This window comes from Nocardia abscessus NBRC 100374, from assembly GCF_000308455.1.
Taxonomy (GTDB): Bacteria; Actinomycetota; Actinomycetes; order Mycobacteriales; family Mycobacteriaceae; genus Nocardia; species Nocardia abscessus.
In genome coordinates, this window is record NZ_BAFP01000039.1 from 47,333 (window position 1) to 61,552 (window position 14,220).

The 14,220-nt window shown below is 69.1% G+C and carries 15 protein-coding genes; 7 read left to right on the top strand and 8 right to left on the bottom strand.

The window, feature by feature from the left end; genetic code table 11:
- Positions 1–20 precede the first annotated feature (20 nt).
- Positions 21–686 carry a DUF8185 domain-containing protein gene (locus ON19_RS07535; RefSeq protein WP_043688648.1) on the top strand — a complete coding sequence of 222 codons (666 nt, stop codon included), beginning with the start codon at positions 21–23 and terminating at the stop codon, positions 684–686.
- Positions 687–999: 313 nt separating this feature from the next.
- Here the strand turns inward: ON19_RS07535 and ON19_RS07540 are convergent, their stop codons facing one another.
- Entirely contained in the window at positions 1,000–1,308 is a 309-nt protein-coding gene (locus ON19_RS07540; protein WP_043688558.1) for an AzlD domain-containing protein, read from the bottom strand.
- Complete coding sequence (locus ON19_RS07545; RefSeq protein WP_043688559.1) at positions 1,308–2,003, bottom strand: AzlC family ABC transporter permease; 696 nt, start codon at positions 2,001–2,003, stop codon at positions 1,308–1,310. The genes ON19_RS07540 and ON19_RS07545 overlap by 1 nt, the downstream gene beginning before the upstream one ends.
- Positions 2,004–2,056: 53 nt before the next feature.
- Between ON19_RS07545 and ON19_RS07550 the strand changes: the two genes are divergently transcribed.
- Positions 2,057–2,623 carry a helix-turn-helix domain-containing protein gene (locus ON19_RS07550; protein WP_043688561.1) on the top strand — a complete coding sequence of 189 codons (567 nt, stop codon included), beginning with the start codon at positions 2,057–2,059 and terminating at the stop codon, positions 2,621–2,623.
- Positions 2,624–2,627: 4 nt separating this feature from the next.
- Here ON19_RS07550 and ON19_RS07555 read toward each other — a convergent pair whose 3' ends face one another.
- On the bottom strand, positions 2,628–3,332 hold the full coding sequence (locus ON19_RS07555; RefSeq protein WP_174377671.1) for an HNH endonuclease: 705 nt from the start codon (positions 3,330–3,332) through the stop codon (positions 2,628–2,630).
- A gap of 243 nt (positions 3,333–3,575) precedes the next feature.
- Here ON19_RS07555 and ON19_RS07560 point away from each other — a divergent pair, with 243 nt between their 5' ends.
- The 4 genes from ON19_RS07560 (at position 3,576) to ON19_RS07575 (ending at position 6,649) form a co-directional block, all read left to right on the top strand.
- A complete protein-coding gene (locus ON19_RS07560; RefSeq protein ID WP_043688563.1) occupies positions 3,576–3,980 on the top strand; it encodes a globin in 405 nt (134 codons plus the stop codon).
- 230 nt (positions 3,981–4,210) lie between these two features.
- The gene (locus ON19_RS07565; RefSeq protein ID WP_372478623.1) at positions 4,211–5,815 is read left to right on the top strand and encodes a glycoside hydrolase family 13 protein; all 1,605 of its coding nucleotides are present in this window, start codon (positions 4,211–4,213) and stop codon (positions 5,813–5,815) included.
- A 104-nt stretch (positions 5,816–5,919) separates the two neighbouring features.
- A complete protein-coding gene (ctaJ, locus tag ON19_RS07570) occupies positions 5,920–6,198 on the top strand; it encodes an aa3-type cytochrome oxidase subunit CtaJ (protein WP_043688565.1) in 279 nt (92 codons plus the stop codon).
- The gene (locus tag ON19_RS07575; RefSeq protein ID WP_043688566.1) at positions 6,185–6,649 is read left to right on the top strand and encodes a DUF5130 domain-containing protein; all 465 of its coding nucleotides are present in this window, start codon (positions 6,185–6,187) and stop codon (positions 6,647–6,649) included. The genes ctaJ and ON19_RS07575 overlap by 14 nt, the downstream gene beginning before the upstream one ends.
- A gap of 66 nt (positions 6,650–6,715) precedes the next feature.
- Here the strand turns inward: ON19_RS07575 and pepN are convergent, their stop codons facing one another.
- A complete protein-coding gene (pepN, locus tag ON19_RS07580; RefSeq protein WP_043688567.1) occupies positions 6,716–9,298 on the bottom strand; it encodes an aminopeptidase N in 2,583 nt (860 codons plus the stop codon).
- Positions 9,299–9,517: 219 nt separating this feature from the next.
- Between pepN and ON19_RS07585 the strand changes: the two genes are divergently transcribed.
- A complete protein-coding gene (locus ON19_RS07585) occupies positions 9,518–10,354 on the top strand; it encodes a phosphoribosylaminoimidazolesuccinocarboxamide synthase (RefSeq protein ID WP_043688568.1) in 837 nt (278 codons plus the stop codon).
- 3 nt (positions 10,355–10,357) lie between these two features.
- Here the strand turns inward: ON19_RS07585 and ON19_RS07590 are convergent, their stop codons facing one another.
- The 4 genes from ON19_RS07590 to ON19_RS07610 all read right to left on the bottom strand — a co-directional run bounded on the left by ON19_RS07590 (position 10,358) and on the right by ON19_RS07610 (position 14,125).
- Entirely contained in the window at positions 10,358–10,840 is a 483-nt protein-coding gene (locus ON19_RS07590) for an NUDIX hydrolase (protein ID WP_043688649.1), read from the bottom strand.
- Positions 10,841–11,119: 279 nt separating this feature from the next.
- On the bottom strand, positions 11,120–12,385 hold the full coding sequence (locus ON19_RS07600) for an RNA polymerase sigma factor (RefSeq protein WP_051168625.1): 1,266 nt from the start codon (positions 12,383–12,385) through the stop codon (positions 11,120–11,122).
- Positions 12,382–12,783 carry a YciI family protein gene (locus tag ON19_RS07605; protein ID WP_174377672.1) on the bottom strand — a complete coding sequence of 134 codons (402 nt, stop codon included), beginning with the start codon at positions 12,781–12,783 and terminating at the stop codon, positions 12,382–12,384. The genes ON19_RS07600 and ON19_RS07605 overlap by 4 nt, the downstream gene beginning before the upstream one ends.
- A 109-nt stretch (positions 12,784–12,892) precedes the next feature.
- Positions 12,893–14,125 (bottom strand): NAD(P)/FAD-dependent oxidoreductase, encoded by a 1,233-nt coding sequence (locus ON19_RS07610; protein ID WP_043688570.1) that lies wholly within the window; start codon positions 14,123–14,125, stop codon positions 12,893–12,895.
- Positions 14,126–14,220: the final 95 nt, after the last annotated feature.

Below are 14,220 nucleotides of genomic sequence, written 5' to 3' on the forward strand. Positions count from 1 at the left end.
ATGACGGTGGAGCAGCCGTGATATCGGAACAACGGGTACTGCACGTGCCCGATCCCGCGGAGCGGGAGAATCTCGCCACGTTCCTGACCAGGGCCGTGCGCTTGGATCCGGCGGCGGTGGTGCGCCTGCGCCGTCGCGGGGAGAACTACGTCTCCGCCTGGGTGGCGACGGGCTTCGAGGCGCTGGCGATGCGCACCGTGGTCGCCGAACTCGGCGTCGACGACGTGACGGTCGGCGCCGAGGTCGTGCTGGCCGGATCGGCGAGCGGAAGTCCGATCGACCTCGGATACTCGATGGACTCCGCGTGGCGTGGCGCGTTGCCGCCGACGGACGGTTTCTCGCACGTCGAGGACGTGCCGGCACGCACCCTGGTCGAACTCGCCGAGCAGGGTGCGCAGCTGGCGAAGGAACACGGCAGCGGCCACGGTCCGCCCGCCTCGCTGCTGGATCAAACGGTGCTGACCGTGTCCGGCGCGGGCACCCAGGTGCAGGTGCCGATGCGGGTCGTCTTCGCGCTCACGGCGATGGATTTCATTCCCCACTCGGGGGATAAGGCCGATCCGCGCCGCATCCCGCCCGCCGAGATCGTGCGCGTCCGTGCGACCAGGACATGGCTGCGGCTCGACGCCCGCTACGGTTCCGTCGCTCGCCGCATCGGTGGGGGGATTCCCCTGCTGGCGCAATGACCGCGCCACGAGCCGAAGGTGGGCCGGGCTCGGAGTCCGCAAATTCCCGCGAATTCTCCTGTCGCTCGGGTCGATTCGCTGCCGCCGGATCAGTTGACGACTCGAGAGCGGATGCGGCCGGCTTCCCCGCCGCGTTACCGCCGCCGCACGCGACGAACTTCGCTGGTGTGCAGGGCGTAAGGGGCATGGACGAAATACCCGGTAGCACTTGACCTCCCGGGAGCGATCGATGAGATAGGCGGCGCCGTCGGCAGGAGGGGACGGCGCCGCCCTCGTGGGCGAAGCATGGTGGCAGGGACAGTGATCCGGTCGGTCAGGAGACGCCGATCAGGCGAAGCAGTGCCGTCGTCGCGGCGGCGGCGAGAATCACCACCAGGATGGGCCGGTGGAACCAGGCCAGCACGCCGCCGACGAGAACGCCTGCGGGCACGGCGAATCCGAGGCTCGTGGTGCCCAGCGGCAGCGTGGTCACCGCCACCAGTGCGGTCAGCAGTACGACGGCGGCGATCTCCAGCAGGCGCACCACGCGCGCCGGAGGGCGCACTCGGTCGCGCAACGCGGGACCGGCCCAGCGGAACGCATAGGTGCCCGCGGCCAGGGCGACGATTCCGGCGGCCAGCATCACGCCGCTCCCGCTGTGGTCGCTGGTTCCGGTTTCTCCCGTGCCGCGACCAGCACTCCGGACAGGGCGAGCAGCACCGGCAGTCCCGTGGGCAGGAACGGAGCGCTGATCAGCGTGATCGCGGTGCCTACGCACACCGCCGCGAGGGTGGTTCGGTCACGCAGGGCGGGCAGCACCAAGGCGAGCAGAACCGCGGGAAACACCGCATCGAGTCCGAGCACCGAGGTGTCGGTGACCACCGATCCGATCAACGCTCCGATGGCCGCGCCACCGGGCCAGGCCAGAAGCACACCCGCGCCGGTGATCCAGTACGCGGCTCGCCTGCGGTGTGTGTCGGACTGCGCGATGGTCATGGCGACGGACTCGTCGTTCATCAGATGGACGCCCAGCGGTCTGCGCCATCCCGTGCCGACCGCGTCGGGAATCGACAAGCCGTACGGCACATGCCTCGCATTCACCAGCAAACCCGCCAGCACTGCCGCGATCGGGCTACCACCCGCGGCGACAATCCCGATGAACAGGAACTCCGAACTCCCGGCGAGCACCACGCATCCGAGCAGGATCGGCAGCCAGACCGGAAAGCCCGCGCCCACCGCGGTCGCTCCGTAGGAGATCCCGATCACGCCGACGGCGAGCAGCACCGCCCCGATACCCGCCAGTGTGTCCCGATCCAGTGTTCGCCATATCGAACGCATGTTGTTTATAGTGAACATGGCGCGGCGCTTCGTCAATGTGGTTTTCTGTCGGAATGACGCGGCAGGACGCGACGACCACACCCCAGGCGGTGATCGCCGCCGCGCTGCGCCGCGAGCGCACGCGGGCCGGGTTGTCGTTGAGCGAGGTCGCCAGCCGGGCGGGCATCGCGAAATCGACGTTGTCGCAACTGGAATCGGGAGCCGGGAACCCGAGTCTGGAGACGTTGTGGGCGCTGTGCGTCGCGCTGGACATGCCGTTCTCCCGATTGCTGGACCCGCCGCGTCCGAGCGTGCACGTCATCCGCGCCGGGGAAGGCCCCGTGGTCGCGGCCGAGCAATCGGAGTACCGGGCGACCCTGCTGGCGGCCGGGCCCGCCAATTCCCGCCGCGACCTGTTTCGCATCACCGCGGAACCCGGGCATGCGCGCCGATCGGACCCGCATATCGCCGGGGTGGTCGAGCACGTGCTGCTCGCCGAGGGTCGCGCGCTGGTCGGCCCGGTCGACGCGCCCGTCGAACTACACCCCGGCGACTACATCGCCTACCCGGGCGATCGGCCGCACGTGTTCGAAGCGCTGGCATCGCCGACCTGGGCGACGCTGGTGGTGGAGTACACCTGACCGGTCAGGCCGCGCCTTCGCCGAGATACTGCAACCACACGGGGTCGAGTTCCGTGGTGGTGGATAGCAGGCGCCAGTGCGGGCCCTTCGGTGAGACCAGTGGAGATCGCAGCGTCCAGCCCAGCTCGCTGAGCAGCTTGTCGGCCTTGCGGTGGTTGCACGGCGCGCAACTGGCGACGCAGTTCTCCCAGGAATGCTCCCCGCCGCGGCTACGCGGGATGACGTGGTCGATGGTCTCGGCTTTGCCGCCGCAGTAACCGCATCGATAGCGATCCCGGTGCATGAGGGCCGCCCTGGTCATCGGGACCCGGGCCCGGTATGGGACGTGGACGTAGCTGCGCAGGCGGATCACCGACGGAATGACCACCGACGTCTCGGCGGAGTGCACTACCGGCCCTTCGTCGTTGTGGTGAACGGCGTCGGCCTTGTCGCAGATGAGGAGGACGATCGCGCGGCGCGCGGACAAAGCGGTGAGCGGCTCGTAGGTGGCGTTCAACAGCAACACCCTGGTCTTGAGCCAGTTCGTGCCCTCGGCTGGCGGGGCGGTGGGGCGGGGGCCGTGGTCGTGATGGCCACGATGTCCACCCGGATGATGTTCGGACAAGATGTGCAGCGGAGTAGCCCCCGACCCACGATTGTGGACGTCGGCGGGCTGGAGTTGTCGGTGTGCTCGCGCCTCGTGTGACCGGGCGCTGTGCCGCTGCTTCATCTCGACCTCGATTTCATGATTGGCAGGATCATGTGGTATCTGCAAAGCAGAGACTGTCCCCCAGTTGACCATGGAATGTCGGGCGATGCACGGTGATTTTCGACAATGTCCGGTTAACTGTGGCTGAAGTGCCATTTCGGGGCGTTGCTCGGGTTGCCGAGCGGCGGCGCAAGGGCAGTGCGGCGGCGGTGCTCCGGCGCGGGCACAATGGACACCGGCGCATCCGGTGAATCGAGAGGGTCTATGACTTCGGGCGAGCAAACGGCGACGTCGTTCTACGAGGCGGTCGGTGGGGCGGAGACGTTCCGGCGGCTTGTCGCGACGTTCTATCGTGAGGTGGCCGCCGACGAGGTGCTGCGCCCGCTCTATCCGGAAGAGGATCTGGTCCCTGCGGAGCGCCGGTTGCGGATGTTCCTGGAGCAGTACTGGGGCGGTCCGCGCACGTACTCCGACGAGCGCGGCCACCCGCGCCTGCGCATGCGGCACATGCCCTTCACCATCGGGCCGATCGAGCGGGACGCGTGGCTGCGGTGCATGCGTATCGCGGTCGCGGAGATCGAGCCGGAGACGCTGGACGACGAGCACCGCAAGACGCTGCTGGACTACCTGGAGATGGCGGCCAACTCCTTGGTGAACGCGCCTTTCTGACAAGGTGATCGCCGTTGGCCGGACGAGCTCGCCGGAAATGTGTTTTCTACCGCGTTGAGGTCGCGGTGAATTCGCTGATGAACAACAGGTGACGAGGGCGTTGCCGCCGAGAGCCGTGGCAGCGGCGATATTTTCACCGCGTCAGGCTGCGGTGCTGAATGTTTGCCCGCAGTTCGCGGCCGCGCGTCGCCTGGGGGCTTTCACCACAAAACTTTGGCACTATTGCGGATGTGAGTGATGCACCAGCCTTAAAGGCGCCGGTGGATCCCACCACGCAACCGTGGTGGCGGTCGGCCGTGTTCTACCAGGTTTATCCGAGATCCTTCGCGGACTCGAGCGGCGACGGGGTCGGTGATCTCGGCGGCGTCCGGGACAAACTCGGCTATCTCGAACTGCTCGGCGTCGACGCGCTGTGGATCTGTCCGGTGATGCGTTCGCCCATGGCCGACGGTGGCTACGACGTTGCCGATCCGCGCGACATCGACGAGCTCTTCGGCGGGCTCGCCGCGATGGACGCGCTGATCGCCGCAGCGCACGCCCGCCGGATCCGGGTGACGATGGACCTGGTGCCCAACCACACCAGCGACCAGCATTCGTGGTTCCGCGCCGCGCTGGCGGCGGCTCCGGGTAGCCCGGAACGCGACCGATACATCTTCCGCGACGGCCGTGGGCCTGGTGGCGCCCAGCCGCCGAACAATTGGCCGAGCATCTTCGGCGGGCCCGCCTGGACCAGGATCACCGAACCCGACGGCACGCCCGGCCAGTGGTACCTGCACATCTTCGCCCGCGAGCAGCCCGACCTGAATTGGGCCAACCCCGAGGTCGCCGCCGATTTCGAGCAGACGCTGCGGTTCTGGCTCGACCGGGGCGTGGACGGGTTCCGGATCGACGTGGCGCACGGCATGGCCAAGCCCGACGGCCTGCCCGACATGCCGGAGCTGAGCGTCTCGGCCATGCTCGCGCACGACGACAGCGACCCGCGGTTCAACAACCCCGCCGTGCACGATATCCACCGCCGGATCCGCAAAGTGGTCGACGAGTACCCCGACGCGGTGCTCATCGGTGAAGTGTGGGTGAACGACAACACCCGCTTCGGCGAGTACGTGCGCGCCGACGAACTGCACCTGGCCTTCAACTTCCGGCTCGCGGAGTCGGCGTTCGACGCCGAGGCGGTGCGCGACGCGATCGACAACTCGCTCGCCGCCGTCGGACCGGTTTTCGCCGTGCCGACCTGGACGTTGTCCAACCACGACATCGAGCGCGAGGTCACCAGGTACGGCGGCGGCGCGCTCGGAGTCGCGCGGGCGCGGGCGATGATCCTGCTGGAACTCGCGCTGCCCGGCGCGGTGTTCCTCTACAACGGCTCCGAGCTGGGGCTGCCCAACGTCGACGACCTGCCGGAGGAGGTGCTGCAGGATCCGGTGTGGGAGCGCTCCGGGCACACCCAGCGCGGCCGCGACGGCTGCCGGGTGCCGCTGCCGTGGGAGGACGCCGCGCCACCGTTCGGTTTCACCACCGGGACGCCGTGGCTGCCGATCCCGCCCGACTGGGCGTCGTTGACCGTCGAAGCGCAGCTGGAGGAGCTGGACTCGACGTTGTCGCTGTATCGCCTGGCAATCGAACTGCGCTCGGTTCGGCCGGAGTTCGCCGGGGACCGGATCGAGTGGTACGGCAGCCCGCCGGGTTGTCTCGCGTTCCGCCGTCCGGGTGGACTGGTCTGCGTACTCAACGCCTCCGACGCGCCCATCCAGTTACCGCCGGGAGATGTGCTGCTGGCCAGCGCGCCGGCCGAGGGCGGCCAGTTGCCGCCGAACTCGGCCGCCTGGTTGGTCTGAGGCACGCCGAAAAGTCCCAGCTCGAGCCGGGTGGAGTCGACACAGACGGCCTCCCGGCTCGACCGGACGGAGAACTACTACAGAGCATCGTCTACCTTTGACCCGTGAGCATTCTCGAGACAGTGCTGATCTTCGCCGGCATCCCGCTGGTGATCTACGGCGTGATCGCCGGATTGTCGTTCCTCGGTAAGCCACTGCCTGGCGAGAAGCCGGTCCACTTCGCCCTCGGCCAGAAGTGGACCCAGCAGCCGGTGCTGTGGAGTGCCACTGAAGAGGTGATCGGCTCGGGTCACCACTTTCCGGAAACGCCGCATGGACACCATGCGGCCATCGAGTCCACCGAGGTGGAGCTGATCGGAGGACGGGCAAGTGGCAGGTTCTAAGTGGCCCGCGGTGGTCGAAGCCGATTTGCCGCACGGATACGCGATCACCAGCAGCGGGCGCGTCTCCGGCGTGCACGAGGCAGGCGACGTGTTCAAGGAAGCGCCGTTCGACGATTACGAGCGGCTCACCATGGACAACGTGCTCACCGAGGCGACCCGCGCGACCAAGGTGCGGTTCAACGTCTACATCGGCGATCTGGGTGCGGACCCGGCCGCGGGCGCGGACGCGATCTTCCCCGGCACGCCGGAGGCGGCGCACTCGGTGCTCATCGCCGTCTCGCCCAACGACAAGGCGATCGAGGTGCGCTCGGGCCGCGAAGTCGCCGACCGCGCGAACGACCGCGTCTGCCAGCTCGGCGTCACCGCCGCGCTGAGTTCGTTCCGGCAGGGCCAGCTGATCGACGGCCTGGTCTCCGCGGTGCGCGTGATGGCAGCCGCGATCGGGAGGTAGCGGTCGGCTCCCGTCCGTATCGTGATCCGGCGCGTCCACCCGATCGGGTGGACGCGCCGGTTTCGTTTACGGCTGGGCGTCGAAGGTGCGGGCGCGCAGCGAGCGTTCGATGCCCGCTTTGCCTTCGCTGACCAGGCGGCGCAGCGCCGGAGGGTGGTCGCCCGCGAGGAACTTGTCGGCGACGGCCACCGCGTCCTCGCTGATCGCCCAGTGCGGGTAGAGTCCGACCACCACGGTCTGAGCGACCTCGCTGGAGCGACGTTCCCAGACGCCGGGGACCTCGGCGAAATATCGTTCCACATACGACGTGAGCAGCTCGCCCTGTCCGGCGGGCGCGAAGCCGCCGACGATCGAGCGGGCGGTGATGTTCGGCACCGAGTCGTCACCCATCACCGTCGCCCACGCCTGCTCCTTCACCTCGGCGATCGGACGCGCCGTCGCCGCGGCGGCCGCTTGGCGCTTGCCCGCGGCGGTGGAGTCGTTGGACAGCTCCTGATCGATGACCGGCGTGTCCAGCCCGTCGGCATCGATCTCGCCCGACGCCGCGAGCGCGGACAGCAGCCGCCACCGCAGGTCGGTGTCCACCGCCAGGCCGGGCAACCCGACCTTCGCCGGATCACCGTCGAGCAGTTCGCGCAGCACCTCGGTGTGCCAGGCCGACAACTTCGCGCCGGTCAGCGCGTTGACGAAGGCCAGCTGGTGGTCCGAGCCGGGCTCCGCTTCGCGGGCCAGCTCCAGCAGCCGGTTCGCGTATTCCGGCCAGCCGGTGGTCGTGGCCCACTCCGGATCGGCGTAGCTGCTCAGCGCGGTGTTGGCCTGCACGAGAAGCCGCTGCACCACACCGATCTCGCTCTCGGCGCCGACGCCACGTTCGACCAGAGCGACGAAGTCGCGGGCGCGGAACTCGGCCTGGCGCGTCATCTCCCAGGCCGCCGACCAGGCCAGCGTGCGCGGCAGCGGCTCCGCGATGTCGGCGATGCGGTTGACCAGCACGTCGAGCGAATCGGCGTCCAGCCGGATCGAGCAGTAGGTGAGGTCGTCGTCGTTGACCAGCACGAACTTGCCGCGCGGCACACCGACCAGCGCGGGCACCTCGGTGCGCTCGGCGGCGTCGAGGTCGAGCTCGACGCGTTCGGTGCGCACCAGCTTTCCGTCCTGGTCGTCGTAGACGCCGATGGCGAGACGGTGCACGCGCCGCTCGCCGGCACCCGGCTGCGCGCCCTCCTGCACGACCGCGAACGAGCTGAACCGCCCGTCGGCGTCCACCTCGAAGTCCGGGCGCAGGATGTTCAGTCCGGTGGTCTTCAGCCACTGCGAGCCCCAGGTGGACAGGTCGCGCCCGGACGACTTCTCCAGCGCCGACAGCAGGTCGTCGAAGGTGGCGTTGCCGTAGGCGTGGTCGGCGAAGTACGCGCGCAGACCGGACAGGAACGGCTCCAGACCGACGTAGGCGACGAGCTGCTTCAGCACGCTGGCGCCCTTGGCGTAGGTGATGCCGTCGAAGTTCACCTCGACGGCGGCGAGATCGGGGATGTCCGCGGCGATGGGGTGGGTGGAGGGCAGCTGGTCCTGCCGGTAGGCCCAGGACTTCTCGACGTTCGCGAACGTGGTCCAGGCGTTGGTGTATTCGGTGGCCGCGGACTGGCACAGCACCGAGGCGAAGGTGGCGAACGACTCGTTCAGCCAGAGGTCGTCCCACCACTTCATGGTGACCAGGTCGCCGAACCACATGTGCGCCATCTCGTGCAGCACGGTCTCGGCGCGCCGCTCGTAGGACGCCCGGGTGACCTTGGAGCGGAAGACGTAGTCCTCCAGGAAGGTCACCGCGCCCGCGTTCTCCATCGCGCCCGCGTTGAACTCGGGGACGAACAGCTGGTCGTACTTGCCGAACGCGTACGGGACGCCGAAGTTCTCGTGGTAGAAGCCGAAACCCTGCTTGGTCTCGGTGAACAGCCGCTCGGCGTCCATGTGCTCGGCCAGCGATGCGCGGCAGTAGATGCCCAGCGGGATGCTGCCGTGCTCGTCGGTGTAGACGTCGGTCCACTGGGCGTACGGACCGGCGATGAGCGCGACCAGGTAGGTGCTCATCTTCGGGGTGGTGCGGAAGACGTGCTTGCCCGGGTCGGCCGCGAGCGTCTGCACGACGGCGCCGTTGGAGATGACCTGCCAGTCTTCCGGCGCGGTGACGGCGAGGTCGAAGGTGGCTTTCAGGTCCGGCTGGTCGAAGCAGGCGAACATCCGCTTGGCGTCGGCGGTCTCGAACTGCGAGTACAGGTACACCGCGTCGTCGGCGGGGTCGATGAAGCGGTGCAGGCCCTCGCCGGTGTGCGAGTACTCGCAGTCGGCCTCCACCACCAGCTCGTTGCGCTCGGCCAGGTCGGGCAGCGTGATCCCGGTCGACTCGTCGTAGCCCGAGACGTCCAGGGCGGTGCCGTTGAGCACCGCCGAGCGCACGCCGCGCGCCACGATGTCGATGAACGTGCTCGCGCCTGGCGTCGCGGTGAAGGTCACGGTGCTGCGGGAGAAGAAGGTCTGCTCGCCCGGTTTGCCCGCCCCGTCGGTGAGATCCAGCTCGACGCGGTAGTTCTCGACCGAAACCGTCGCGGCGCGTTCGATCGCCTGGTCGCGAGTGAGGTTGGGTGCGGACATAAGGCTCCTTCGTGGTCGAAGAACTGGCACGGGCGACAACCACAATGCCACTTCGGTGTGGCAGGCCGCGCGGGACTTTCCCGACCAACCCTAGTGACACCCGCCCCTGCCAGGCCGGTACCGCGGCCGAGACCGACGGCGTGACGGCCGCGCTCCGGCGGCGGCGGTATTCTGCCTGGTGCAGCGCAGGTTCACCACCACGGATTCGGAGGCTCGACGTTGAAGCATGTGCACGCCGGGAAGGTGCGTGACCTGTACGAGGACGGCGACACGCTGTTGCTTGTCGCGTCCGATCGGGTGTCGGTGTACGACGTGGTGCTGCCGACGCCGATCCCGGACAAGGGCGCGCTGCTGACGCAGTTGTCGAACTGGTGGTTCGAGTACTTCACCGACGTGCCCAACCACGTGGTCTCCGCCACCGACGTGCCCGCCGAGTTCGCCGGCCGCGGCATTCGGGTCAAGCCGCTGAAGATGGTGCAGGTGGAGTGCATCGCGCGCGGCTACCTGACCGGGTCGGGGCTGGTGGAGTACCGGCGCACGGGCTCGGTCTCCGGAGTCGCGCTGCCGCCCGGGCTGCGCGAGGGCGACAAACTGCCCGAGCCGATCTTCACACCGACCACCAAAGCCTCCGAGGGGCACGACGAAGCGATCACCTTCGCGGACGTGGTGAACCAGGAGGGGCGCGAGGTCGCCGAGCGGCTGCGCGAGCTGACCTTGCACATCTACACCCGGGGCGCAGCGCACGCCGCCGAACGCGGCGTCATCGTCGCCGACACGAAAGTCGAATTCGGCTGGGACGGCGATGTCCTCACCCTCGGCGACGAAGTGCTCACTTCGGATTCCTCGCGGTTCTGGCCCGCTGACGAATGGGAGCCGGGCCGGGTGCAGCGCTCGTTCGACAAGCAGTTCGTCCGCGACTGGTCCACCTCCACCGGCTGGGACAAGGAGCCGCCCGGCCCGGAGATCCCCGCCGACGTGGTCGCGGCGACGCGCCAGAAGTATGTCGAGGCCTACGAGCTCATCACCGGCCTGACCTGGGCGGGCGTGTCGAGCTAGCGGTCAGGCCGGCAGGTGCTCGGCCAGCCGGTCCAGGCATGGCCGCTGGCCCGCGACCAGCTTGTCGCGTGCGGTGGCCGCGTCGAACCATTCGGCGCGATCGATCTCGGGGAACTCCGCGAACCGGCCGGAGCGCGGCGGCCATTCCAGCTGAAAGGTTCCCGGCACGACGGCAGCGGGGTCGAGATCGCCCTCGACGGCCCAGACGGTGAGGGTCTTCTTGCCCGCGCCGCTGCCGTAGCGCACTTCGCCCAGCGGCAGCCAGGTGCCGTCCGGAACCGGCAGTCCCAGCTCCTCGGTGAACTCGCGGCTCGCCGCGAGACGGGCGTCCTCGGTCTCCGGCTCGTACTCGCCCTTGGGAATCGACCACGCGCCCAGGTCTTTTCGCGCCCAGAACGGGCCGCCCATGTGCCCGAGCAACACCTCGACGGCTCCGTTCGAGCTTCGGCGGAACACCAGGACTCCGGCACTGTGTTTGTCTGCCACACGCGTAGTCTGCCCCGGCCGCGCGTCACGTCCGCCCGCGACCACCCGGCGCGTCGTCGCAGCGACCAGTGCCCGATGAACGCACGGCCACCGCCGTGCTGCGGGGTCCACGGCGAGTGGCCCTACGCATCGCCCGGCAGCGCTGGGTGATGCGGTCGACGCCGGTCGTGCTTCGGTGCAGCCTTCGGCTCCGGCAGGTGAGCGGCTGGGGTGGGCGTCCTGGACCCAGCCGGGCTCCCGTCGATCGTCCACACCGCCGGGTGAGCGGGTAGGAAGCGCTCACCTCGCCGGATTCGCGCGGACGTCGTGGCGTAGCCGTGCCGCACGGATCGTGAGGTAGTCGCGCTCGGGCACGCTCGTCGTGCGGGCGGCGGCCTTGGTGTAGCAACCGACGGCCGCGTCGAGGTCGCCGGCCATCTCGTGCAGGTGGCCGCGCACGGCGTCGAGCCGGTGCGTATTCGCCAGGTGCGCGTCGAGTGTCCCGGCCAGCGCGAGACCGGCTTCCGGCCCCGCCACCATCGCCGTCGCCACCGCACGGTTGAGCGTCACCATCGGATTGTCCGAGAGCTGTTCGAGGCGGTCGTACAGCGCCAGGATCTTGGGCCACTCGGTGTCCTCAGAGCGCGCGGCCTGCGCATGCAGAACCGCGACGGCTGCCTGGATCTGATAGGGCCCGCGCAAACCGCCCGCCAGCGTGCTGGTGATCAGGGTCGTTCCTTCGGTGATCAGCGCCCGATCCCACAGCGCACGGTTCTGCTCGGCTAGCGGGATGAGTTCGCCGTGCGCCCCGGTGCGCGCCGCGCGGCGGGCGTCGGTGAGCAGCATCAGCGCGAGCAACCCGGCGACCTCGGTGTCCTCGGGCAGCAGCCGGTGCACCGCCCGGGTGAGCCGGATCGCCTCGTCGGACAGATCCGTACGCTGCAACGTCTGGCCCGAACTGCTGGTATGGCCTTCGTTGAAGATCAGGTACAGCACGTGCAGGACCGCGCCGAGCCGCTCCCGCCACTGCACGTCACCCGGCTGCGCGAAGGGGCGCTCGACCGTGGCCAGCTTCTTCTTCGCGCGGGTGATCCGTTGCGCCATCGTCGCTTCCGGCAGCAGGAAGGCGCGGGCGATCCGGTCGGTGCCGAGCCCGCCCACCGCGCGCAACGTCAGGGCGATGGCGGCGGCGGGCGACAGCGCCGGGTGGCAGCACAGGAACAGCATGGTCAGCGTGTCGTCGGTGTCCACGGGGACGGCATCGGTCACCTCGCGGTCGAAGGCCGTGGTCTCCCTGCGGCGCCGGGCCACCTCCGCACGCACGGCGTCGGCCATGCGACGCTGCGCGACCTGGATCAGCCAGGCCCGTGGATTGTCCGGCAGGCCCTCCCGCGGCCACCGGGTCGCGGCCGCCAGCAGTGCTTCCTGCAGCGCGTCCTCGGCGGTGTCGAAGTCGCCGAACCGGCGAACGAGCGTTCCGAGGACCTGCGGCGCCAGTGCGCGCAGCAGGTCCTCGGTGCTCGCCGGGAGCGGTGTGTCGTCGGGCACCGCACGCCGGTCGCTCATTGCTCGGTGGCGGGGGCGCCCATCACCGCGCGAACTTCGATGTACTCGCCAATCGGTTTACCGCCCGGCCCGGGCGCGGCGGAGGCCTGCGCGGCGATCTCGTAGGCCCGTTCGGGGCTGTCCACATCGACGACCCAGTACCCCGCCAGGAACTCTTTGGTCTCCGGGAAGGGCCCGTCGGTGACCACCGGCGCCGACCGCCCGTCCGAACTGACGATGCGCGCCTCGTCCGGCCCGGCCAAACCCTGCGCGTCCACCAACTCGCCCGCCTCGGCCAGCTGTGCACCTAGTGCGCGCTGGAAGTCTATGTGTGCCTGGATCTCTTCCGGGGACCATTCGTTGATCGGTGTGTCGCAGTAGGCGGTGGGGCCGTAGGTCTTCAGCAGCATGTACTTCATGATTCGTTTCCTCTCCTCCGGCGCTCGGCCGTGTGGAGCGCCTCGGTGACGCTCGCGAGGAGGTCGGAGCCCGGTATTCGGATTCGACACATCCTCTCAGTGATCCAGGTCACAGATCCGTCGTCGTGTCGGCCAGCCGGTCCGGATCGACCGGTTCGCCCGCCAGGATCAGTTCCTTGATCCGGTCGGTCACATCCCAGACGTTCACGTTCATCCCGGCGAGCACGCGGTCGGCCGAGTCCAGCCAGAACGCCACGAACTCGCGCGCCGCCGCGTCGCCGCGCACCACGACCTTGGCGTACTCCTCCGGCGCGGCGAACCCGGTGTACTCCATGCCCAGGTCGTATTGGTCGGTGAAGAAGTAGGGCAGCCGGTCGTAGGCGGCCTGCTTGCCGAGCATGGTGGCGGCGGCGACCGCGGGTTGGTTGAGTGCGTTGGCCCAGTGCTCCACGCGAATCCGCCTGCCGAGAACCGGGTGCTGTTGCGCGGCGATGTCGCCGACCGCGACGATGTCGGGATCACTGGTGGCCAGGCGTTCGTCGACGAGCACGCCGTCGTCCACCGCGAGCCCGGCATCGGCGGCCAGTTCCACGTTCGGGCGCGCGCCGACGGCGACCAGCACCGCGTCGGCTTCGATCGTGCTGCCGTCGGCGAGCCGGACGCCGTTGGCGACATCGGTCGCGATGGCCTCCTCGGTGGTGATCGCCTCGACCTGTGCCTCGAACCGGAAGTCGACACCGTTGGCCCGGTGCAGGTCGGCGAACACCTGGCCCATCTCAGGACCGAGCGCCGCCCGCAGCGGTAGGTCGCCGCGTTCGACGATGGTCACCTCGACGCCGGCCGCGCGGGCCGCCGCCGCGACCTCCAGGCCGATCCAGCCCGCTCCGATGATGACGATCCGCCGCGCGCTGCCGAACAGCTCGATCAACGTGTCGGAATCCTCGATGGTGCGCAGCGTGTACACGTTGGGCGCGTCGGCGCCGGGAACGGGCAGCGTTCGCGGCGTGGAACCGGTGGCCAGCGCGAGCTTGTCGTAGGACAGTGTGGAACCGTCGGGCAGGGTGATCGTCTTCGCTGCGGGGTCGAGCCCGGTGACGGTGGTGCCGAGCCGGACATCGATGTGGTGGTCGCGGTACCACTGCGCGGGATCGACGATGAACTCGGGGAACGATTTCTTGCCCGCGAGATGCTCCTTCGACAGCGGCGGCCGCTCGTAGGGCAGGTGCTCCTCGGCGCCGATCAGCGTCACGATTCCGTCGAAATCCTTGGCTCGCAACGCTTCCGCGATCTTGGCCGCGCCCAGTCCGCCGCCGACGATGACGAAATGCTGGTCAGAACTCATAGCGGACTCCTTCTCCGAAGGGAACCAGGCTCCTGCCGACCAACCCTACTGGCAGCCGTCCGGGCGGCTCGGGAAAACGGCGAGCCGGGTGGGAA

What these genes read in the sequence shown, in the direction of transcription:
- pepN (WP_043688567.1), bottom strand. Translation starts at nt 9,298, where the DNA reads ATGTCCGCACCCAACCTCACTCGCGACCAGGCGATCGAACGCGCCGCG.
- ON19_RS07560 (WP_043688563.1), top strand. Translation starts at nt 3,576, where the DNA reads ATGACTTCGGGCGAGCAAACGGCGACGTCGTTCTACGAGGCGGTCGGT.
- ON19_RS07550 (WP_043688561.1), top strand. Translation starts at nt 2,057, where the DNA reads ATGACGCGGCAGGACGCGACGACCACACCCCAGGCGGTGATCGCCGCC.
- ON19_RS07610 (WP_043688570.1), bottom strand. Translation starts at nt 14,125, where the DNA reads ATGAGTTCTGACCAGCATTTCGTCATCGTCGGCGGCGGACTGGGCGCG.
- ON19_RS07540 (WP_043688558.1), bottom strand. Translation starts at nt 1,308, where the DNA reads ATGCTGGCCGCCGGAATCGTCGCCCTGGCCGCGGGCACCTATGCGTTC.
- ON19_RS07600 (WP_051168625.1), bottom strand. Translation starts at nt 12,385, where the DNA reads ATGAGCGACCGGCGTGCGGTGCCCGACGACACACCGCTCCCGGCGAGC.
- ON19_RS07545 (WP_043688559.1), bottom strand. Translation starts at nt 2,003, where the DNA reads ATGCGTTCGATATGGCGAACACTGGATCGGGACACACTGGCGGGTATC.
- ON19_RS07555 (WP_174377671.1), bottom strand. Translation starts at nt 3,332, where the DNA reads ATGAAGCAGCGGCACAGCGCCCGGTCACACGAGGCGCGAGCACACCGA.
- ON19_RS07605 (WP_174377672.1), bottom strand. Translation starts at nt 12,783, where the DNA reads ATGAAGTACATGCTGCTGAAGACCTACGGCCCCACCGCCTACTGCGAC.